The sequence below is a fragment of the Collimonas sp. genome (assembly GCF_039923675.1).
Taxonomy (GTDB): Bacteria; Pseudomonadota; Gammaproteobacteria; order Burkholderiales; family Burkholderiaceae_D; genus Collimonas.
Genome location: NZ_JBDTCG010000017.1, coordinates 37488 through 56905 on the forward strand (window position 1 = coordinate 37488; position 19418 = coordinate 56905).

General features: G+C 57.4%; 22 protein-coding genes. 13 read left to right on the forward strand and 9 right to left on the reverse strand.

Going from position 1 to position 19418, the window contains the following annotated elements; translation table 11 throughout:
* Positions 1-2: 2 nt before the first annotated feature.
* Complete coding sequence (locus ABI171_RS03920) at positions 3-1076, reverse strand: alpha/beta fold hydrolase (protein WP_348091296.1); 1074 nt, start codon at positions 1074-1076, stop codon at positions 3-5.
* A gap of 199 nt (positions 1077-1275) precedes the next feature.
* Between ABI171_RS03920 and ABI171_RS03925 the strand changes: the two genes are divergently transcribed.
* From ABI171_RS03925 to ABI171_RS03945, 5 genes are all read left to right on the forward strand, one after another.
* Positions 1276-1746: a GNAT family N-acetyltransferase gene (locus tag ABI171_RS03925; protein WP_348091297.1), complete on the forward strand. Its 471-nt coding sequence runs from the start codon at positions 1276-1278 to the stop codon at positions 1744-1746.
* Between the two features lie 51 nt (positions 1747-1797).
* Complete coding sequence (locus tag ABI171_RS03930; protein WP_348091298.1) at positions 1798-2505, forward strand: GNAT family protein; 708 nt, start codon at positions 1798-1800, stop codon at positions 2503-2505.
* Positions 2506-2626: 121 nt separating this feature from the next.
* Positions 2627-2869, forward strand: coding sequence for an accessory factor UbiK family protein (locus ABI171_RS03935; protein ID WP_348091299.1), 243 nt, complete (start codon positions 2627-2629; stop codon positions 2867-2869).
* Positions 2870-2879: 10 nt separating this feature from the next.
* The gene (locus ABI171_RS03940) at positions 2880-4409 is read left to right on the forward strand and encodes a YifB family Mg chelatase-like AAA ATPase (RefSeq protein ID WP_348091300.1); all 1530 of its coding nucleotides are present in this window, start codon (positions 2880-2882) and stop codon (positions 4407-4409) included.
* A 263-nt stretch (positions 4410-4672) separates the two neighbouring features.
* Positions 4673-5605, forward strand: coding sequence for a LysR substrate-binding domain-containing protein (locus ABI171_RS03945; RefSeq protein WP_348091301.1), 933 nt, complete (start codon positions 4673-4675; stop codon positions 5603-5605).
* A gap of 84 nt (positions 5606-5689) precedes the next feature.
* On the opposite strand, the gene ABI171_RS03950 is transcribed toward ABI171_RS03945, so the two are convergent.
* Genes ABI171_RS03950 through ABI171_RS03975 form a run of 6 tightly spaced genes read right to left on the reverse strand, consistent with a single transcriptional unit; the run spans position 5690 to position 10416 of the window.
* The gene (locus ABI171_RS03950; RefSeq protein WP_348091302.1) at positions 5690-6466 is read right to left on the reverse strand and encodes a DUF6671 family protein; all 777 of its coding nucleotides are present in this window, start codon (positions 6464-6466) and stop codon (positions 5690-5692) included.
* Between the two features lie 50 nt (positions 6467-6516).
* Complete coding sequence (locus ABI171_RS03955; RefSeq protein WP_348091303.1) at positions 6517-7044, reverse strand: isochorismatase family protein; 528 nt, start codon at positions 7042-7044, stop codon at positions 6517-6519.
* 8 nt (positions 7045-7052) lie between these two features.
* Positions 7053-8258, reverse strand: a complete 1206-nt coding sequence (locus ABI171_RS03960) for a M20/M25/M40 family metallo-hydrolase (RefSeq protein ID WP_348091304.1) — start codon at positions 8256-8258, stop codon at positions 7053-7055.
* 13 nt (positions 8259-8271) lie between these two features.
* Positions 8272-8889, reverse strand: coding sequence for a GNAT family N-acetyltransferase (locus ABI171_RS03965; protein WP_348091305.1), 618 nt, complete (start codon positions 8887-8889; stop codon positions 8272-8274).
* Positions 8890-8910: 21 nt separating this feature from the next.
* The gene (locus tag ABI171_RS03970; protein ID WP_348091306.1) at positions 8911-10119 is read right to left on the reverse strand and encodes a hypothetical protein; all 1209 of its coding nucleotides are present in this window, start codon (positions 10117-10119) and stop codon (positions 8911-8913) included.
* Between the two features lie 3 nt (positions 10120-10122).
* The gene (locus tag ABI171_RS03975; protein WP_348091307.1) at positions 10123-10416 is read right to left on the reverse strand and encodes a DUF2917 domain-containing protein; all 294 of its coding nucleotides are present in this window, start codon (positions 10414-10416) and stop codon (positions 10123-10125) included.
* Positions 10417-10857: 441 nt separating this feature from the next.
* On the opposite strand from ABI171_RS03975, the gene ABI171_RS03980 reads away from it, so the two are divergent.
* The 3 genes from ABI171_RS03980 to ABI171_RS03990 all read left to right on the forward strand — a co-directional run bounded on the left by ABI171_RS03980 (position 10858) and on the right by ABI171_RS03990 (position 12659).
* A complete protein-coding gene (locus tag ABI171_RS03980; protein WP_348091308.1) occupies positions 10858-11271 on the forward strand; it encodes a carboxypeptidase regulatory-like domain-containing protein in 414 nt (137 codons plus the stop codon).
* Positions 11272-11584: 313 nt separating this feature from the next.
* Positions 11585-11842: a DUF3567 domain-containing protein gene (locus ABI171_RS03985; RefSeq protein WP_014008142.1), complete on the forward strand. Its 258-nt coding sequence runs from the start codon at positions 11585-11587 to the stop codon at positions 11840-11842.
* Between the two features lie 127 nt (positions 11843-11969).
* Positions 11970-12659, forward strand: a complete 690-nt coding sequence (locus ABI171_RS03990; protein ID WP_348091309.1) for an SAM-dependent methyltransferase — start codon at positions 11970-11972, stop codon at positions 12657-12659.
* Positions 12660-12711: 52 nt separating this feature from the next.
* On the opposite strand, the gene ABI171_RS03995 is transcribed toward ABI171_RS03990, so the two are convergent.
* Together ABI171_RS03995 and rsmI are read right to left on the reverse strand one after the other, a co-directional pair.
* Positions 12712-14613 (reverse strand): potassium transporter Kup, encoded by a 1902-nt coding sequence (locus tag ABI171_RS03995; RefSeq protein WP_348091310.1) that lies wholly within the window; start codon positions 14611-14613, stop codon positions 12712-12714.
* A gap of 291 nt (positions 14614-14904) precedes the next feature.
* Positions 14905-15807, reverse strand: coding sequence for a 16S rRNA (cytidine(1402)-2'-O)-methyltransferase (gene rsmI / locus ABI171_RS04000; RefSeq protein WP_348091311.1), 903 nt, complete (start codon positions 15805-15807; stop codon positions 14905-14907).
* Between the two features lie 12 nt (positions 15808-15819).
* Here rsmI and ABI171_RS04005 point away from each other — a divergent pair, with 12 nt between their 5' ends.
* The 5 genes from ABI171_RS04005 to ABI171_RS04025 all read left to right on the forward strand — a co-directional run bounded on the left by ABI171_RS04005 (position 15820) and on the right by ABI171_RS04025 (position 19418).
* Entirely contained in the window at positions 15820-16971 is a 1152-nt protein-coding gene (locus ABI171_RS04005) for a penicillin-binding protein activator (protein WP_348091312.1), read from the forward strand.
* Between the two features lie 33 nt (positions 16972-17004).
* The gene (locus ABI171_RS04010; RefSeq protein ID WP_348091313.1) at positions 17005-17388 is read left to right on the forward strand and encodes a YraN family protein; all 384 of its coding nucleotides are present in this window, start codon (positions 17005-17007) and stop codon (positions 17386-17388) included.
* Positions 17389-17463: 75 nt separating this feature from the next.
* Positions 17464-18060 carry a phosphoheptose isomerase gene (locus tag ABI171_RS04015; protein WP_348091314.1) on the forward strand — a complete coding sequence of 199 codons (597 nt, stop codon included), beginning with the start codon at positions 17464-17466 and terminating at the stop codon, positions 18058-18060.
* Complete coding sequence (locus tag ABI171_RS04020; RefSeq protein ID WP_348091315.1) at positions 18053-18730, forward strand: BON domain-containing protein; 678 nt, start codon at positions 18053-18055, stop codon at positions 18728-18730. The genes ABI171_RS04015 and ABI171_RS04020 overlap by 8 nt, the downstream gene beginning before the upstream one ends.
* 97 nt (positions 18731-18827) lie before the next feature.
* Positions 18828-19418: a LemA family protein gene (locus ABI171_RS04025; RefSeq protein ID WP_348091316.1), complete on the forward strand. Its 591-nt coding sequence runs from the start codon at positions 18828-18830 to the stop codon at positions 19416-19418.

The window sequence follows — 19418 nt, forward strand, 5'->3', positions numbered from 1 at the left end:
GCTTAATCGCGCTGCGTCGATGTCAGCAATTGCCGCAGCCAGGGCTTCCAGACTGCCGCCACCGTATGGGTGCCGTGGCCGCGCGTGGCTTCGCTTTGCTTGACCATCACCATGCGCGCGCCCGGCACGCGTTTGACATCGCGTTCCAGAATGCCGATTTCCGGGGGATTGATCAGATCGTCAGCGGAATTGACGGCGATCAGCGGGGCCCGGATCTTGTCCAGCAACGGTCCGGGATCGTAATCGCGCGAAGCATCCATGAAATACAAAGTGTCGTTGGCGTCGGCGGTTTTCATCGAGATAGCCACGGCGGCGTCCAGCGCCGCATCGGCTTGCGCCAGATCCGGCATCTGCTGTTGCCGCAGCAAGGCATTGCTGGACATGAAAAACAGCATCTGTTCGGCGGTGCGCAAACTCGGCGGCTGCACGGTGTAGTTACCGCCCTGCCACTGCGGATCGTTGCGGATGGCGTCGATCATGATGCGGCGCCAGACGCGGTTGCGGCCGGAAATCTGGGTCGGCACGCTGGCCAGCGGCATCAAGGCATCCATGAACTCCGGATGCTGCTCGCCCCACATCCAGGTCTGCATGCCACCCATCGACGTGCCCATCACCAGGCGCAAGTGGTTCACTCCCAGGGTTTCCGTCAGCAGCTTGTACTGCGCCTCGACCATGTCGCGGTAGCCATAATGCGGAAATTTGGTGCGCAAGCCATCGCTGGGCTTGCTGGAATTGCCGTGGCCGATGCCATCCGGCAGTATCAGGAAATAGTGCGAGGCATCGAGCAGTTGGCCCGCACCAAACAGTTCGCCGGAAAATTCAGGCCGGATGAATTGCGCGCCGGAGCCGCCGGTGCCATGCAGGATCAACACGGCGTTATTGACTTTGCCGTTGGCGTCGCGCTGCGGCGTGCCGAAGGTGCGGTAGTGGATGCGCAGTTCCGGCAAAGTCTCGCCGGAGGCGAAATGGAAATCCTTGAAAACCGCATCATGCTCGGCCGCTTGCGGCGCGTCCGCCAGTGCCGCCCCGGAAAAACAGAACGCTGCACACAAAATCAATAATTTCCTATAGGTCATGTCGTCTCTCGATAGTTGTCTTTTTTTTAATACTATCATTATCTTTGCCAACTTGCGTACCCAGATCCGATTGGACCTATAAATATAGGCAATATTGGATCTTTGATGATACCAACTTATGGCGCTACGATAAGTGCTGTTTTGTATCCACGACGGCTACAAATCGTTACCTGGCTGTACTTCCACATAGGAGATTATCTTGGCTTCAGAACCGGCACGGCGCCCGCATACTTACATCAAGCCGCTCAACGAACAGGACTTCGCTCTCTGGCAACCGCAATGGCTGGGTTATCTTGGATACTACGAGGCAGAAGTGCCGCAAACCACGCGTCTGATCACCTGGCAGCGCCTGCTGGATCCCAAGGAACCGATGTTCGGCGCATTGGCCATGGCGGACGGCAAGGCAGTCGGTGTGGTGCATTGGATTTTCCATCGCTCGTGCTGGACAGTGGAGCATTCCTGCTATCTGCAAGACTTGTATGTCGCTCCAGAGCAGCGCGGCACAGGCCTCGGCCGGCAACTGATCGAGCATGTCTACGCCGAAGCCAAAGCCGCCGGCAGCACGCGCGTCCATTGGCTCACGCGTGAGACCAACAGCACCGCAATACAACTGTATGACCGCATCGCTCAACGTGCCGGTTTCGTCCAATACCGCAAGCAACTTGCCTAAAAATGTCGTCGCCCGTTCCAATCACTCCACCTCTTCAGATAAAGTTCAGCCATGTCACAGCAATCCACTGAAACCGGTAAGCCCCTGCCAGACTGGCAACCAGCCGCGCTGCCCCGGCGCACTCCTTTGCAAGGCGGCAGCATCCGGCTGTTGCCGCTGGATGCCGAGCGCGATGCCGCGGCCCTGTACCAGGTCGAACACGCGGCCGACGCTGATGCCAGCCAATGGGACTTTCTCGCGGTCGGCCCGTTCCAGGATCAGCGCGACTTCAGCGCGTGGCTGAAGAACTGCGCTGTCAGCAGCGATCCTTTCTTCTATACCGTGGTCGACCAGCAAAGCGGACTGGCCACCGGCGTCCTCAGCTACCTCGCCATCACCCCCGAGCACGGCTCCATCGAAATCGGCCATATCTGGTTCAGCGGCCGCATGCAGCGCAGCCGCCAGGCAACCGAAGCGATTTACCTGCTGGCGCGGCACGCCTTTGAAGTGCTTGGCTATCGCCGCCTTGAATGGAAATGCAATTCGCTCAACCAGCGTTCGCAACTGGCGGCACTGCGCTTCGGTTTTACAGCTGAAGGCCTGTTCCGGCAGCACCGTGTATTCAAAGGAAAAAACCGCGATACCGCCTGGTTCTCGATGCTGGATAGCGAGTGGCCATTGCAACGGGCGATTTTCGAGGCTTGGCTGCAAGCAGATAATTTCGATGCGGATGGACGTCAAAAGAAATCGCTGCATGAAATTCGTACTGCGCTTTCTTGAAATGCCCGGCGCTTCCGTTATGACAGTAAAGGCTTAAACTGCAGCGCCCGGCCACAATTTCGATGTGGGGTTTGCGCGTATCGGTTATCATTTTTCTTATTTACAGAGATAGAGGGCCGCCATGAACAAACCCAATTTTTTCGACGACATCCAAGCCAAGATCAACCAGGCCATCGAAAATTCACCTGCCAAGGATATCGAGAAGAACGTCAAGGCCATGATGAGCCAGGGTTTTGCCAAACTGGATCTGGTCACACGTGAAGAATTCGACGTGCAAGCCCAGGTGCTGGCCGGCACCCGCGCCAAACTCGAAGCACTCGAAGCACGTGTGGCCGAGCTTGAAGCACATCTGAAACAGCCATGATGCCGCGCCAGTGACGCTGGCAGTATTGAAAAGCCGGGCGCTGGCAGGCATGCAAGCGCCCGAGGTCACGGTTGAAGTCCACCTGGCCAACGGCCTGCCAAGTTTCACCATCGTCGGCCTGCCCGAAACCGAGGTCAAGGAATCCAAGGACCGGGTCCGCGCAGCGCTGCAAAATGCCCGTTTTGAATTTCCCTCGCGTCGCATCACCGTCAATCTCGCTCCGGCAGACTTGCCCAAAGAGTCGGGCCGCTTCGATTTGCCGATAGCGCTCGGCATCCTGGCCGCCTCCGGACAAATGCCGGCCGACGAACTCGATGACTATGAATTTGCCGGCGAACTGTCGCTGTCCGGCGAGCTGAGACCGATACGCGGCGCGCTGGCGATGACCTTCGCCATGACTGCCCAAGGCGGCAATCCGGCTGCAGTCAAAAGCCGCGCCTTCATCCTGCCGCGCGCTAATGCCGACGAAGCCGCGCTGGTCACGGATGCCCGCATCTTGCCAGCCGACAGCTTATTACAAGTATGCGCCCACTTCTCCTCCAGACAACCAGAAACAAGGCTGTCACGCCACAATGCAGAACCGCAGCCGAGGTCCCCGCGCTACCTGGATTTCAGCGACGTCAAAGGCCAGTTGCAAGCCAAGCGCGCACTGGAAGTAGCTGCAGCCGGCAATCATAGTGTCCTGCTGATGGGCCCGCCAGGCACAGGAAAATCCATGCTGGCGGCGCGTTTCCCCGGGATTTTGCCGCCCATGAGCGATCGCGACGCCTTGGAGTCGGCGGCGGTGCAGTCCCTGACCAGCGGCTTTTCCAGTGCGGCATGGAAAGTGCGGCCCTACCGTTCGCCGCATCACACCGCATCCGCCGTTGCATTGGTTGGTGGTGGCAGTCCGCCGCGTCCCGGCGAAATTTCGCTGGCGCATCGCGGGGTATTGTTCTTGGATGAACTACCTCAATTCGACCGTCGTGTACTGGAAGTATTGCGTGAACCGCTGGAATCCGGCCGTATCACTATCTCACGCGCAGCGCGACAAGCCGATTTTCCGGCGCAATTCCAGCTGATCGCGGCCATGAACCCCTGCCCTTGCGGTTACCTGGGACATCCCGTAAAACAATGCCGCTGCACGCCCGACAATATCCTGCGTTATCAAAACAAGATCTCAGGCCCCCTGCTCGACCGCATCGACATGCAGATCCAGGTGCCGGCATTGCCGCATGAACAACTGCTGAATGCTGCCAAAGGCGAACCATCCGCCATGATCGCAACGCGCGTCGAACAGGTCTGCGCGCTGCAGCTGACGCGCCAAGGCAAGCAAAACAACGCCTTGTCCGCGGATGAGATCGATGAATATTGCAAACCCGACAGCGCGGGTGAAAAACTGCTGCGTAGCGCCATGACTCGTCTGAACTGGTCTGCGCGCGGCTACCATCGCGCGCTCAAAGTTGCGCGCACGATTGCCGATCTGGGCGGAGCGGTAAATATTGCCACAAGCCATGTCGCTGAAGCGATTCAATATCGTAGGGCATTGGGCGAATCTTGAGGGTTGTCCAAGCAATCGCTCGCTAACTTCCATTCCAGTATCAAAAGATACATTAATTCGATTTGAAGACGCTCGTCATGAAAATTGGCCATGGCCACGCTTATTTCATTTCGAAACAAATATTTGCACACGAGCAACTGAATGCTTGGTATAAAGAGGCAGATGATTTGTTGTAATTTAAGCAGGAAAATGACTCAAACGCCCCCCATCCGTTAGAAATTTTTTGGGCTTCGGGCGCACAACCCCAATAAGGATTTGATCATATGGCACGGCCTCTCCCACCACTAGACCTGCTGGTCGGCTTTGAATCAGCCGCGCGGCAGTGCAGTTTCTCCAAGGCAGGAGAAGAGATTTTCGTTACGCAATCTGCCGTCAGCAGGCAAGTCAAGAAACTGGAAGAATTCCTGGGCCTGGCGCTTTTCGAGCGTCGCCACCGCTCCCTGGAGCTGACCGAACAAGGCAGGGTATTGTATGAAGTTGTAGGCGACTCCCTGGCGCGCTTGTCCGATATCGTGGAAATCCTGCGCAAGGAAACAACCTACCGCAGGCTCAAGGTATCCACGACAACCTCGTTTGCTTCGCTCTGGCTAGTGCCGAGGCTGGCGCAATTTCAGGCACACTGCCCTGAAGTATCCTTGCACATCGAAGCTGACAATCGCGTAGTCGATTTGAAACAAGGTGTGGTGGACATGTCTATCCGCTACTGCATGCCAGACGCCGTCTCGGCAGAGTCATCCGTTTTCTTGTCTGGCGAAGAGATTTTTCCGGTGTGCAGCCCAGCGTTGCTACGTCGAGGCGGACGCAAGCTGACATGCGTAGATGATCTGCGCCATCACACCTTGCTGCATCTGAACGATCCGCAAAACTCCTGGCCGTGGCTACAGTGGCAACATTGGCTTGAGAACGTGGAGGCAGGCGTGCCCATGGGCGACCTTGGTTTCCGCTTCAGCCACTTCGACCAGATCATCCAGGCCGCCGTCATGGGCCATGGCGTGGCGTTGGGAAGTTCGCCCCTGGTGAATTTTTTCCTGGAAGAAGGGACGCTGGTGGCGCCGCTGAAAGAGCGCCTGGTCAGTCCGCGTTCATTCTTCGCGTGTCACGGCGCCAAACGCGACGCGTCGGTACAGGTCTTCGTCGATTGGCTACGTACTTCCTTGGAACGCGCCGAGCAGAAGCTGGAAACCGAGTTGGTTTGATTAAAACCGTAAAAGGATAATTAGCGGGCCAACCAAGAGAACAATACTGATTGATCGGCTCGCCGGTAAAACAAAAACCTGCCGTCAAGCCGCCAAGCGCGCCGGCAAGCCATAGCCTTCTCTGCGCAACCGCTCAGATAAATGTTTCCCCACCTTTGCCACGGATGCCATGCGCGTGGGATTCATGTGCGCCCGCAAATCGGTCTCCAGATGCACCAGTCCGTCGCTGGATTGGGCGGCGCACTCCAGCATGGCTTGCGCCAAGGCGGCTTCGTCACCCAGTCCTTTGAAAACCTGCGTCGGCAGCACGCCAAAACCTGGATCGAAAGGTACTACCATCGCCTTCACCGAAGGCCAATCCATGGCCGACAGCAGGGCTTGCGTTTCCGGGGCGCCCAAGTCCGGCGGCACGCGGCCTTTGACAAAACGGGTTGGCAGGTCGGTCAGATATTCAACGCAGGAAAAATTGTTCTCAAGATCGACGAAAGCTAGCAACTCCGCGCTGCGTGCACCGGGAAATAGCGTCTGGCATGGCCGGTACGAACCCTCACTGGATACCGCCCGCATGACGCCCGTAGCCACGCAGGCGCGACGGGCTTTTTCCAGCGCGGCCTCGAATGCAGTGCCGGGGCGACGCACATCACCGGAGAAGGTACCCAAGGCGTCAGTGTCGTATCCCAGCGGCAGCAGCACTTTGAATCCAAGGTCTGCCAGCAAAGGTCCCAACACAGCCTCTTTGCCGTGCATGGTAGCGATGAGTACCGGTGTGCCGTCGACGGGGCCGGCGACGTGCGACAGCGTCAGCGCGTTGTCGAGCGCTGCATTAGGAACTGCGCGATTTTGGACAGGTTGGTTTTGCATGAAATCCTCTTTCAATGGTGTGATGGCAGACGGCAAAGCCGCAGGCCTGGTTAGATTTGGACGTTGGTCGCATCGGCGGTTCGCGTGATCCGGGCAAAGCGTCCGAGAATGGCGACAGCGTGCTCATGCATCGCTTCCTCGGAATAATCTTTGACCGCGAGTGCGGCACAAGCGTCTTCCACCAAGGCGAAACGCTGGCCACGGTGATAGCCGTCGACGATGGTGGACAGGCAGCACATCGTGGTGCCGTAACCGATCACCACCAGCTCATGGTCCGGATGGTCAGCGACAAATTTTGTAAAAGCCTCGGAGGAATACGACGAATAATTGCCTTTTATGGCCAGCACTTCGTTCGCCTCGGGCACAAAGCCGTCGATAAAGTCGGACTTGTCCGACGAGCGATTAAAGATGTCACCGTCCTGCAGATGCTTGACATGGACGATAGGCCAGCCTTGGCTGCGCGCAAAGCGCAGCATGGTGTAGGCGTTATTCAGCGACGGGCCGATGCCATGAATTTGAAACAGGCGGCCGGGGGCGATGTATTCGCGTTGGATATCAATAACGACGAGGGCTTTCATAAGGTTCCTTAGTGAGTTTGAAGAAGTTGGGAAATCAATTGGGTAACAAGTGCCAAGCGTTCCGGATACGCATTCAGACGCATGAATTCATGCTCCGAATGCATGCCGCCGCCATAAGGACCAACGCCAACCAGCAGTTCGATGTTGCTGTCGGCCAGGTTGTTGCCATCACTGCCATAGCCGACGGCGCGGGCGCGGAATGTTTGCCCGACGACTACGCTAGCTGCTTGCATCTGCCGCAACAGCACTGCGGTGCTGGAGGCTGGCAACAGAGGCATCTCGGCGATTTGCGTGACCTCTGTGCGAGTGCCTCTTTGCAACCGAGGATTGACGACGTCGCTTTGACCGCCTATGCGTTCGATAGCCGCGGATACAGTCTGCCAATCAGCCAGCGAACGAAAGCGGATATCGAAAGTGACGCTGGCTTTCTCGCAGACGACGTTGGGTTTGCTGCCGCCTTCGATGACGCCCGGGTTCAGAGTCAGGCCTCGGTCCGGTTGCGCCAGTTCGGTCACTTTGCGGATCTTGATGGCCAAATCCAGACAGGCATCGATGCCGTTTTCAGGCTCCAGGCCGGCATGCGTGGCTTTGCCAAAAGTGGTCAGCTTGATCCAGCGCACACCAGACTGGCTGCTTACCACCGCGCCGTCTTCCAGGCCAGGTTCAAACACCAGACCGTAGGGAACGCCTTGTGCAAGAGTGCGCAGCATGGCTTTCGAATAGGGAGAGCCAACCTCCTCGTCGTCGTTGAGCACCACTCTCACCTGCTCCAGGCTGTCCGGGTCATGGGCCTGGAGTTGCGCCAGCACGTTCAGCATCAGCACCACACCGCCTTTCATGTCGATCACGCCAGGACCAAGCAAGTGATCGTCCTGCTGCTGCAGCAGCTGAAACGCGCCGTTGGCCGCAAACACGGTATCCAGGTGGCCGACCAACAACACCTTCGGCTTTGCGCCAGGCTTTTCGAAGCTCAGCACCTCCCTGCCGTCTTGCGCCAGACGGTGGCGCGTGGCCATCAGTCCCAACGCCTCAAAGCGCGGAATGAGCAGTTGCCGCACTTGCGATAGCCCGGCCAGGTTTTGCGTCTCCGTGTTGATATCCACGAGTTTTTGCAACAACTCGCGATACGGCGGCGTGATGGCTTCTGCCCTGGTCGAACCTGCCGTACCGATCAGGGCGATGCTCAAGGCCATCACAGATAGCTTGCGTTTCATCATCTTGTCCATTTCACAAAGATGTGGGAGCGGCCATCACGGCAGTCCGATGCTCCAGCGGGCCGCTCTGATGCAAGTTGTTTTCGGGCCGATTGAGCGCCATGGGCCGGCCGCCAATGTGCAGCGACGGCTGCGCAGGAAGTTCACGGTCGTTCAGGACCATCTCCACATACTCGTGGTCGGAGAACGCGAAATCGCCGCCTTCCGCCCGGAAGCCATAACCTGAGTAAAAGGGCTGCAGGCGGGCTTGTGCATGCAGGTAGAACCGCGAGAAACCCTTTTGCCGGCAAAGATGGAGGATGAAGCTCAATAAACGGTGTCCATATCCATTGCCGCGGTATTCGCTGCGGATCGCCAACCGCTCGATCTTGGCAAAGCCGTTGAAGTACCGGATGCGCGCGGTCAACACTGGCTCATCGTCAGGGGTCATCCCGATAATTTGCGTGGACGTATGGTCATTGAGATCGAACTCTTCGTGGTAGGGGCATTGCTGCTCATGCATGTAGACGATTGCCCGCACCAGCATGGCCTTGAGCCGCTCGTCTTCGCTTTCCACGATCTTGATCGTCAAGTCCGGGGTCACGTCAGACGGCTTCGTTTTACGCAGGGTGTTCAGTTGATGAATGGTCATGTCAGGTCCTTGGTAGGAGATCTAGGTGGTAGAGCCGGAGCTCATCGATTTCTGAGCCGTTTGCAAGTTTTCCATCATGTGTTGAACCGTTCTTGTGGTCAGCCCGGTGGCGCCGTTTCGAATCGCCGTCGCCGATACCTTGTCGCGGCGTACCACCGGCACCGGATAGACCCAGCCCGATTCGTCAAAAATACCCCGCACCCACATGCCGCCAAGGTCGCTGCCGTGAATTCCGTGAATCGGCTTTCCCTTTGCCAATCGCTTGACGTGCGCAAGTACCGAGTAGAAGCCGCCTTGGTCATAGGCATCGGGCATCGACAAGACTTCCACCTGTCCGTCCAGACCGGCCTCGATGACTGAGGCACGCATCATGGCCAGACGGGTTTCGTATTCGTAAAACTTGCGTCCGGTAGGGAAATAATTGACATGCACATCAGCGCGCTCGGCGGTTTCGTACACCCGCATTCCACGTTCGTGATGCGCAATCCGAATCTCACCGCGTTGTAGCGCTTGTGCATGCAATTTAGGAATCGTGGTGCAGTGCAGATAGACTTTTTCCAGGCCGCGAGCGGCGATAGCATCGCGGATCAAGGAAAGATGCGTGCGATGGATAGGATTGAAGGTGCCAAAAAACACGCCAACCCCGCCACGCCGGAAAATGTGCGCGCGGAGGTCGGACAACAGCCCTACCGCAAAGAAGAGGACACCAAAGCCCACGCCCAGCAACAAGAAGGCAGTCTTGGCCCAGGGCCAACCCACGGTGGCCAGTGCGGTAACCGCGATGTTGATCGAAAGCGCCAGCATCACATTCCGGTTCTTGTCGCCCTTTTCTCGATTGGCCAGGGCCAGCGCCACATACTGCATGCCCTGCGAGGCACAGGTGGTCACCAGTGCGATGCCCAGGATCCCGCCCAAGGACGCCAGGCTATCGGCCGGGAACACGCCGGCCCACGTCAGCAATACAAAGATGCCGATGTTGAATGCCAATTGCGGCAGAAACCGCCCCAACCGGCCCAGGCTGACGATGGCCGTGCGCAGGTTGATGATTTCTTCCAGCTTGTTGCTGAGTTTCGAGTAGTAAGGAATAAATGCTCCGACGAAGGCGCAGAGTGCGATCAAACCAACATTTCCGAATGCCTGATGCGTCGCGGCATAGCTGATATACATCAACAGGCCCACGCCTATGCTCAAACGCACCGATGGGCTGGACAGGTAGCTAGTAACTCGCATCGCTCAAGCCCCTTGGAGAGTTGCGGCCACTGCGGCCAGAATGCTTTGCGGACGAACGGAGGGGGCTGGCTGATACGTGATCGACATCAGCGTCGATTCCATGGCCTCGGCCAGCAATACGCCTTCTTCCTTGGCGACAAAAACACCGCCCTGGTTGATAAAAGTGTCCTCGGTCTGGTTGGCCTGGGTGATCCACAGACCTCCGCTGACTGTCCGGATGACGCATCCCTTGGGGCGAGCCAGTTTAAAGACTTCTCCCTTCTTCAAAGGGATTCTGATAAATCGGCTGCTATCCATACGGATCTCCTTAGTGTGGCCCCGTTTGCTTGGGGAGTAAGGAGAGTGTGACCAGTCGCCGCTTTTCTTACAAACGACTCTTTGACATGGTTTGCATGCGTGCCCGGCATATATTGACTCAGGGGTATGCGCGGCATGCGCGCGGCGCATGCATGGCGCCAAATTGCCGGGGTGGAAAGGATTGAAGCGCCGTTTATCGCCGAAGCAATTCAGTAGCGTGTTATACAAACGACAGCGACGCAAGTAACATTGGCGCGACGGTAAGCCGACGCCGGCCAAGCCGGTCAACTAAGATGAAGAAGGTGCTTGTTCCTTGCATTCATGTGAATTTCAGATTTTTATCCAAAGGAACGAGGATTTAAGTCAACTTTAATTTTCAGCCCGTATGCTCGATTTCATGGGCACGTAATCGCAGCGCAACGCACTACAGGAGGATTCATCATGAATAAGCGCACTCTGCTCGCACTCACCGCATTGATTGCCGCGGCGGTAAGCTTCAACGCCAGCGCCGCTCCTACCCCGGTTACCAAAGGCGTGGCAACCTACCTCTCCGGCGGCATCGGCCTGGATGAGTCGACCCTGATACAGCAAGAAGCGAAAAACTATCCGCTGGAGCTGGAATTTCTCATCAAAGCCTCGCCGAAAGATGAATATGCGGCCGACATTCACGTGAAAATCAGCGATGCGAGCAATAACGTGGTGCTGGACGCCGTTTCCAAAGGACCATTTTTCCTGGCCAAGCTACCTGCCGGCAACTATCACCTGGAAGCCGCCAAGAACGGCCAGGTGAAGGACCGCAAGATCGCCATCACACCGGGATCGCATCAGCACATCATGTTCGAGTGGCGGGAATAAATGGCGGAAATAAGACACAGCGCTGACCGGCAACACTGTGTGACGCTATCAGCCAGCGCCAGGTGATATATAAATATTGAACACGCTCTTAGAAGAAATGCATTGCCTTGATAAGTATTTAGCACGTGACAAAAACAGCCTGTGGCGTACTATGTAAGTGAAACAAGCGCAAAATTTCTTTTACCACTGAAATATGTCTGTCTGAAAAGAAACATATCGATCAGAAAAGGAGTTGAAAAATAATATTTTCACCAGCTGGCTTGAAAACTGCTTACTCGATCATTACCTTCTGTCCTAACTACCGGGAGCGCATATGAACCTGATTTATAACAGTGACCAATACAGCGTCGTCGAATTTGGTGCCGATGAACAACGTGAAGCTTTACGCTTCGGCGGCTATGAAATCGTCGACAAATCGTTCAAGCGCGAGATTTTTATTGCTGGTGCCTTGGCTGAATTTTTCCGTAAAGGGGTCGAAGACCTGATTGCAACCGAACCGAGCATCGAGGATATCGATGCTTTCCTGGGCAATTATGACTCGATGATGAGCCAGCCCGTCACCCTGCAATAATCCTTGTTTCCGACTCATCCCTCCAGCCCCGCATTGCCAAAAACCTTGGCAATGCGGGGCTGGAGGGAAGCTTGATGTAGTTTGATGTATATTGCCGTACCTTTTACATCGCATCCGGTACGTCCACATGTACGCCAATTCCAGTCCGATTCACAGCGCCCAGAACGGCATTCACGACCAGCTTGCGGCTACCGTCGCCAAGCACGCCTCGCACACATTTCAAAAACCGGTCAGTTCCTATAACCAAAGCGCCTTCGACGACAGCATTGCTGCCTGGCGCGCCGCTGGCAGCTTGCCGCTGATCCTCGATGCAGGTTGCGGCGTCGGTCTGTCGACCATGCATCTGGCGGCGCAGTATCCGGACCATTTCGTAATCGGGGTCGACCAGTCCGCCGACCGGGTGGGCCGCAACACGCTGTGGCCGGGGCCGGCCGCACAGCCGTATAACTTCATCCGGATTCGCGCCGACCTGGTCGATTACTGGCGGTTGCTGCTGACGGCGCAGATTTTCCCGGTGCGCCACTATCTGCTGTATCCGAATCCATGGCCGAAAATCGGTCAGCTGAGCAGGCGCTGGCATGGTCACCCGGTGTTTCCAACCATCGTCGCGCTGGGAGGTATCCTGGAATGCCGCAGCAACTGGCCGATTTATATCGAGGAATGCGCCAGCGCCCTGGGCCAACTGAGCGGCCTGACGGTCGACTACGCGATATATAAAACTGAACAGCCGATCACGCCGTTCGAAAGCAAATACCTGGCATCAGGTCATCAGTTGTGGCGCTGTCAGGTCGATCTCGGATCGGCGCCTGCCGCCTGAGAAGAAAAAGCCCCGCAAACCTGACCGGTTTGCGGGGCTTTTTTCCAGTATCTTAAATCTCGACCTTGGTTCCCAGTTCCACCACCCGGTTGATCGGGATATGGAAGAAGTCGGACGGTTTGGCCGCGTTCTGATACATCCAGGCGAACAATTTTTCGCGCCACAACTGCATGCCGGGAATCTTGCTCGGGATAACGGTATCGCGCGCCAGGAAGAACGAGGTATCCATCACGTCGAACTCCAGACCGAACTGGGCCGTGGTCAAGGCCATCACGGTCTGCACATCCGGCGCTTCCTTGAACCCGAAGGCGGCGCGCAAGACATACACGTCGCTGCCCAGTTCTTTCAAGGTCAGACGCTTGCTGTCTTCAACGAAAGGCACGTCCCAGATACTGATTTTCAGGAAGAACACGCGTTTGTGCAAAATGCGGTTGTGCTTCAGGTTGTGCAACAGGGCGACCGGCACGGTGGTCTTGTTGCCGGTCATGAAGACCGCAGTACCATCGACCCGATGCGGCGGATGCGCCAGCAAACCTTCGATGAACGGTTCCAGTGGAATTCCCTCGTCCTTGCTGCGTTCACGCAACAGCATGCGGCCCGAGTACCAGGTCATCAGCAGGAAGAACGCGATGCCGCCGAGCAGCAACGGGAACCAGCCGCCGTCGACGATCTTCAGAAGATTGGCGGCGAAGAAAGCGAAATCGACGATGAAGAAAGCGCCGATGACCAGCGCCACCAGGAATGGATTCCACTTCCAGACCGTACGCATGACGACCGCCGCCAGCACCGTGGTGATCAGCATGGTGGTGGTCACCGCCACGCCGTAGGCTGCCGCCAGGTTATCGGATTTCTTGAAGGCCAGCACCACGCCCACCACCAACAGCAGCAGCATCCAGTTGATCACCGGCACATAGATCTGGCCGCGTTCGTCTTCCGATGTATGCAAGATACGCATGCGCGGCACAAAACCCAGCAGGATGGCCTGGCTGGTCAGCGAGAACGCGCCGGAGATGACGGCTTGCGAGGCGATCACGGTGGCGGCGGTCGCCAGGATCACCATCGGCAGCAGCAAGGCGTCCGGCACCATCAGGTAAAACGGATTCTGGATCGCGGCTGGATTGACCAGCAGGTTTGCGCCCTGGCCAAAGTAATTCAGCATCAGGCAAGGCATGACGGTAAACAGCCAGGCAAAACGGATCGGCCGGATGCCGAAGTGCCCCATGTCGGCGTACAGGGCCTCGGCGCCGGTCAGCACCAGCACCACCGAACCGAGCACCACGAACGCTTGCAGCGCGTGAGTCTTCATGAAGGCAAAAGCGTAGTAAGGATTGATCGCGACCAGGATTTCCGGGGCCTTGATGACGTTATACACACCCAGCAAACCCAGCGCGATAAACCACACAAACATCACCGGTCCGAATAATTTGCCGACCACCGTGGTCCCGTGCTTCTGGATCAGGAACAAGGCAATCAGGATGATGAGCGAAAGCGGCACGACGTAACGCGTCAGTCCCGGCGTGGCTATTTCCAGCCCTTCCACCGCCGACAGCACCGAGATCGCCGGCGTAATCACGACGTCGCCATAAAACATGCAGGCGCCGAAGACGCCCAGCATCATTAGCGTCTTGGCGCGTTTCGAACCATGCGTAGCAGTGCGCAGCGACAAGGCCATCAAGGCCAGCACGCCACCCTCGCCGTTATTATCGGCGCGCATCACGAAAAATACGTACTTGAGCGAGACCACGATGGTGATTGCCCAGAACAGCATCGAGATGATTCCCAATACCGCGTCAGGTGTGAATGGAATGCCGTGATCTGTGCTGAAACACTCTTTCAGCGCGTACAACGGACTGGTGCCGATGTCGCCGAACACGATTCCCAAAGCAGCCAGCGTGATGATGTGTAGACGGGGTGACTTGAATCCGGGGCTGGTGCTGGTTTGCGTTGTACTCATGTTTTCTCTCATCTTATTAGTAAGGGCAAGTCTGGCTAAATGCACGGCCCGCTTACTTCAATTTGATTTCTTTCTTGAAACTGTTTGACGCGTTGCGCAAGGAGGCGGATTTTACTATCGAACCTTGCGCGGGAACCAATTTGCCGCGCCGCCGCCGTTGCTAAAATACATCCTCATCCAGGCATTTTTGTGCCTATATTTCTGCACCTGTCTTATTCAAACCTTGTCCGCTCCAAAATAGGAGCGATCATTATTAATGACAAAAAAACATTGGAGACATCTTATCCTGCCTTAAGCATCTTTTAAAGCCAGTGCTCGCTCATACAAGGCATTCTTCTTTTGGCCGGTGATTTGCGCTGCCAACGCGGAAGCTTGCTTGATCGACAATTCCGCCAGCAAGATCTGCAACACCCGCTCCCCTTCGGCGCTATCGTCTAGCGCCACCGGCGCCGCTTCGATCAGCAACACGAACTCCCCCTTTTGCCGGTTGGCGTCAGTCGCCAGCCATGCCGGCGCTTCACCCAATGCGCAACGATGGACGCTCTCGAACAGTTTGGTCAGCTCGCGCGCCAGCACCACCTGGCGCTCCGGGCCGAACGCCTGCAACAGAGCATCGACGGTTTCGATGATGCGGTGCGGCGCTTCATACAGCACCAGCGTGGCGCTGGCGCCAACCAGGCCGGCCAGGGCGATCTCGCGCTGGCGCGCCTTGCTTGGCAGAAATCCAATGAATTGGAACTGGTCGTTGACCAGCCCGCTGACAGACAACGCGGTTACGGCTGCCGACGGTCCCGGCAGCGGCAAGGCGCGCAGGCCGGCGCGCAGCACTGCATCGACGATGCGGGCGCCGGGATCGGATACCGCCGGCGTGCCGGCATCGGATACCAGTGCAATCCGCTCGCCAGCCTGCAAGCGGGCCACGATTTTTTCCGCCACTTCTCGTTCGTTATGCTCGTGCGCGGCCAGCAAGGTCTTGGACAAACCGTAGCGCCCCAGCAAATGGGCGGTATTGCGGGTGTCCTCGCAGGCCACGGCGTCGACCAGCGACAATACGTGCAGCGCGCGCAAGCTGATGTCGCAGACATTACCGATCGGTGTGGCCAGCACATATAATGTGGAAGCGGGATACGCTTGCTGCGCCACCTCATCCAAAATCACTGGGTTGATGAAGGCGCTGGCAGATTGATGAGTCATGGGGAGCTATGAATGTTATATAAATGGGCCAAGCTGGCGCTAGCGGCGGGTATCCTGTTGAACGGATTGTGCCCGCCTGCGCTGGCAAACACAACCACCGGCGATGCCGGGGGCGCGGATGCCGACGGCAATACCATCCCGCTGGCCAGCATCGCCTTGTTGCTGCCATTGCGCTCCGGCCCCTTGGGAGCGGCCGCCGATGCGGTACGCAGCGGTTTCCTGAATGCTTATGCGCGTGACAAGAGCGGCCTGGCGGTAGACGTGATCGAAGCGGCCGACACAGCCAGCGACATGCTCGCCGCCTACACTGCCGCCAGCAAAAAATACGATATCCTGGTGGGACCGTTGTCACGCACCGGCCTGACCGCCATCCTCCAGAACGGCAAGGTGGAAAAACCGACGATCGCCCTGACCCAGCCGGACTTCTCGGGCGGCAAGGATACCGCTTTGCCGCCACAGCTGTTGCCTATCGGCCTGTCGATTGAAGCCGAAGCACGCCAGGTCGCCAGCTGGGCCGGCGCCGATTACGCGCCCGGCAAGGTACTGGTGCTGAGCACTAGCGCTGCCTGGCAAAAACGGGTTGCCAGCGCCTTTGCGCAACAGATCCAAGGCAGCGGACTGCATGCCGAAGTGGTCATGCTCAATCTGGAAAACGGGGCCTTCAATGTCGATGCCCTGACGCAGCTGCAACAACGGGTACAGGGCGAAATGCCGCGCTTGCTGTTTGCCGCGCTGAACGCCGACCAGACCAAGCAGATCCGCATCGCGATTGGCGACCAGACGCCGATCTTCGGCATTTCCCAGTTAAACCCGCTGACTCTCAACGATAGCAATCCCGAGCACCAGATCCCGGAGCTGAACGGCGTGCGGCTGGTGGACATTCCATGGCAGGTGCAGCCGGATCATCCGGCGGTGATGATTTACCCGCGCCAGGAAGTGGCCGCCGACCAGCGCCGCAATGCCGATCTGGAGCGCCTGTATGCGCTGGGTATCGATGCTTTCCGCATTGCCCACGAAGTTGCGGCGCGCAATACGGTATTCCAGATCGACGGCGTCACCGGCAAACTGAATGTCAGCTTCGGCGTAGGCATGCCGAGTTTTGAGCGCACCGAGCCGACTGCGATATATCAGAACGGCATCGTGATGCCGCTCGAAGCCCCGTGAAAATCGACCAGGCCGCTTGATGAAAATCGCTTGATGACTAGATTAAGAGCCATGTTCAGCAGTCAGGCCAGCGGCAAACTGGCGGAAGACAAGGCGCTCAGCTATTTGCAGCGCCACGGGCTCAAGCTGATCGAAAGAAATTTTCGCTGCAAGGGCGGCGAGATCGATTTGATCCTGTCCGAACCGGCATCGCATAAAAGCGCGCAGGAATTACTGGTGTTTGTCGAAGTCCGGCAACGCAGCAGCAAGCGCTATGGCGGCGCCGCAGCCAGCGTAACGGCTGGCAAACAAGCCAAGCTGATACTCGCCGCCCAGGTTTTTTTGCAGCGCTATCCGCATCCGCCGGCCTGCCGCTTTGACGTGCTGGCCATGGAAGACGAGGCCATTGACTGGATCAAGCAGGCATTCGAGGCCTAGACCGCTATAATCAGGGCCGCGGCGACCAGATTAACCAGAAACCAGCCACGGCATTCCACTCTCCATACCGACATCATGATAAATCAACGTATATTGGCGCACTTCAACGAAAGTGCCGAACTCAAGGCCCGCGCAGCAGAAGTCCTGGTGGGGCCGATTGCGAGCGCAGTTGAACTTATGTTCTCAGCGCTGTCCAATGGCAACAAGATTCTTGCCTGCGGTAACGGCGGCTCGGCTGCCGATTGCCAGCATTTTGCCGCTGAACTGGTGGGACGCTTTGAACGGGAGCGCTTGCCGCTGCCGGCCCTGGCGCTGACGACCGATACCTCGATCATCACCGCGGTTGGCAACGACTACAGCTACAACGAAATCTTTTCCAAGCAGGTACAAGCGTTTGGACAAGCCGGCGATGTACTGTTGGCGTTCTCGACCTCGGGTAATTCCGCCAACGTCCTGGCAGCGATTGAAGTCGCGCTGGAGCGTGACATGCGGGTGGTGGCCATGACCGGCAAAGGCGGCGGCGCCATCGGCAAGAAACTGACTGAAGCAGATGTCCATATCTGTGTGCCGCACGACCGCACCGCGCGCATCCAGGAAGTGCATCTGCTAACGATTCACTGCTTATGCGACGGCATCGATGTCGCTTTATTTGGAGGAGATGCGAATGATTGATGGGCAAAGTGAACTGCAAACGCGCTGGAGCAAATTGCAACGGCCATTGGCTGCGGTAGCATTGTGCGGCGCTGTGGTGATGGGCTTGCAAGGTTGCGTGGCGCTGGCGCTGGGCGGCGCGGTGGCCGGCGGCTTCGCCGCAACCGACCGTCGCACGCTGGGCGCCCAGACCGAAGACAAAGCCATCATGGTCAAGGCCGAAACCCGGATTCCGGGCGTCGTCGGCCAGGATGGGCATGTCAATGCCACCAGCTATAACCGCAAGGTGCTGCTGACCGGTGAAGTACGCGACGATGCCGCCAAGGCTGCCGCGGAACGCGAGGCGCAATCGATTGAAAACGTGCATTCGGTAGCGAACGAACTGGCGATCGGCGCACCGTCTTCCTTCTCCTCGCGCTCCAACGATACCTTCATCACCAGCAAAGTCATTGCCTCCCTGGTCGACGCCAAGGATGTATTCGGTAATTCGATCAAGGTCGTGACCGAACGCGGCAATGTCTACCTGATGGGCCGGGTAACCGAACGCGAAGGCAAACGTGCAGGTGAAATCGCTGCCGGCGTGAGCGGCGTGCAGAAAGTCGTCAAGGTGTTTGAATACATTACCGAAGACGAGCTGACACAAATGTCATCTGCACCCAGAGATACGGCCAAGCCAACCGCACAGCCTTAAAAACAGGACGTTGGCCGGAAGCGGCTTGCATTTCCTTGACGACTCGAGTACCGTTGCCGCTGGACAAATGTCCGGCGGCTTTTTTTTGGGGAAAAACATGATCGGCTTCATCATCTTTCTGGCAATCGTGCTTGTCATCGTCTTTTGGGTTGTCGGCATTTATAACCGTCTGGTGAGCTTTCGCAACCGCTTCAAGAATGCCTTTGCGCAGATCGACGTCCAGCTGAAACGGCGCTACGACCTGATCCCGAACCTGGTGGAAACCGCCAAGGGCTACATGAAACACGAGCGCGAAACCCTGGAAGCCGTGATCTCGGCGCGCAACCAGGCGGTGACTGCGAACGCCAAGGTCGGCGGCAACGCCACGGACGCTGCGGCGGTGCAGCAGATGGCCGCCAGCGAAGGCGCATTGAGCGCCAGCCTGGGCAAGCTGTTTGCCTTGTCGGAAGCCTATCCGGATTTGAAGGCTAACGAAAACATGATGCAACTCACGGAAGAGTTGACCGGCACCGAAAACAAGATCGGCTTCTCGCGCCAGGCCTACAACGACAGCGTGATGGAATACAACACGGCGATCGAACAGTTCCCGGGCTCGATCCTGGCTAACATGTTTGCGTTCAAGCAGGCCGAGTTGCTGCAGGCTACGGAAGCACCGGAAGAGCGCAAGGCAGTCAAGGTCACCTTTTAA

Bases quoted from the DNA above. Each gene is read 5' to 3' on its own strand.
- ABI171_RS04015 (WP_348091314.1), top strand. From the start codon at position 17,464: ATGATAAATCAACGTATATTGGCGCACTTCAACGAAAGTGCCGAACTC.
- ABI171_RS04025 (WP_348091316.1), top strand. From the start codon at position 18,828: ATGATCGGCTTCATCATCTTTCTGGCAATCGTGCTTGTCATCGTCTTT.
- ABI171_RS03985 (WP_014008142.1), top strand. From the start codon at position 11,585: ATGAACCTGATTTATAACAGTGACCAATACAGCGTCGTCGAATTTGGT.
- ABI171_RS03930 (WP_348091298.1), top strand. From the start codon at position 1,798: ATGTCACAGCAATCCACTGAAACCGGTAAGCCCCTGCCAGACTGGCAA.
- rsmI (WP_348091311.1), bottom strand. From the start codon at position 15,807: ATGACTCATCAATCTGCCAGCGCCTTCATCAACCCAGTGATTTTGGAT.
- ABI171_RS03945 (WP_348091301.1), top strand. From the start codon at position 4,673: ATGGCACGGCCTCTCCCACCACTAGACCTGCTGGTCGGCTTTGAATCA.
- ABI171_RS03975 (WP_348091307.1), bottom strand. From the start codon at position 10,416: ATGGATAGCAGCCGATTTATCAGAATCCCTTTGAAGAAGGGAGAAGTC.
- ABI171_RS03990 (WP_348091309.1), top strand. From the start codon at position 11,970: ATGTACGCCAATTCCAGTCCGATTCACAGCGCCCAGAACGGCATTCAC.
- ABI171_RS04020 (WP_348091315.1), top strand. From the start codon at position 18,053: ATGATTGATGGGCAAAGTGAACTGCAAACGCGCTGGAGCAAATTGCAA.
- ABI171_RS03970 (WP_348091306.1), bottom strand. From the start codon at position 10,119: ATGCGAGTTACTAGCTACCTGTCCAGCCCATCGGTGCGTTTGAGCATA.
- ABI171_RS03920 (WP_348091296.1), bottom strand. From the start codon at position 1,076: ATGACCTATAGGAAATTATTGATTTTGTGTGCAGCGTTCTGTTTTTCC.
- ABI171_RS03995 (WP_348091310.1), bottom strand. From the start codon at position 14,613: ATGAGTACAACGCAAACCAGCACCAGCCCCGGATTCAAGTCACCCCGT.
- ABI171_RS03935 (WP_348091299.1), top strand. From the start codon at position 2,627: ATGAACAAACCCAATTTTTTCGACGACATCCAAGCCAAGATCAACCAG.
- ABI171_RS04005 (WP_348091312.1), top strand. From the start codon at position 15,820: ATGTTATATAAATGGGCCAAGCTGGCGCTAGCGGCGGGTATCCTGTTG.
- ABI171_RS04010 (WP_348091313.1), top strand. From the start codon at position 17,005: ATGACTAGATTAAGAGCCATGTTCAGCAGTCAGGCCAGCGGCAAACTG.
- ABI171_RS03980 (WP_348091308.1), top strand. From the start codon at position 10,858: ATGAATAAGCGCACTCTGCTCGCACTCACCGCATTGATTGCCGCGGCG.
- ABI171_RS03965 (WP_348091305.1), bottom strand. From the start codon at position 8,889: ATGACCATTCATCAACTGAACACCCTGCGTAAAACGAAGCCGTCTGAC.
- ABI171_RS03955 (WP_348091303.1), bottom strand. From the start codon at position 7,044: ATGAAAGCCCTCGTCGTTATTGATATCCAACGCGAATACATCGCCCCC.
- ABI171_RS03950 (WP_348091302.1), bottom strand. From the start codon at position 6,466: ATGCAAAACCAACCTGTCCAAAATCGCGCAGTTCCTAATGCAGCGCTC.
- ABI171_RS03960 (WP_348091304.1), bottom strand. From the start codon at position 8,258: ATGAAACGCAAGCTATCTGTGATGGCCTTGAGCATCGCCCTGATCGGT.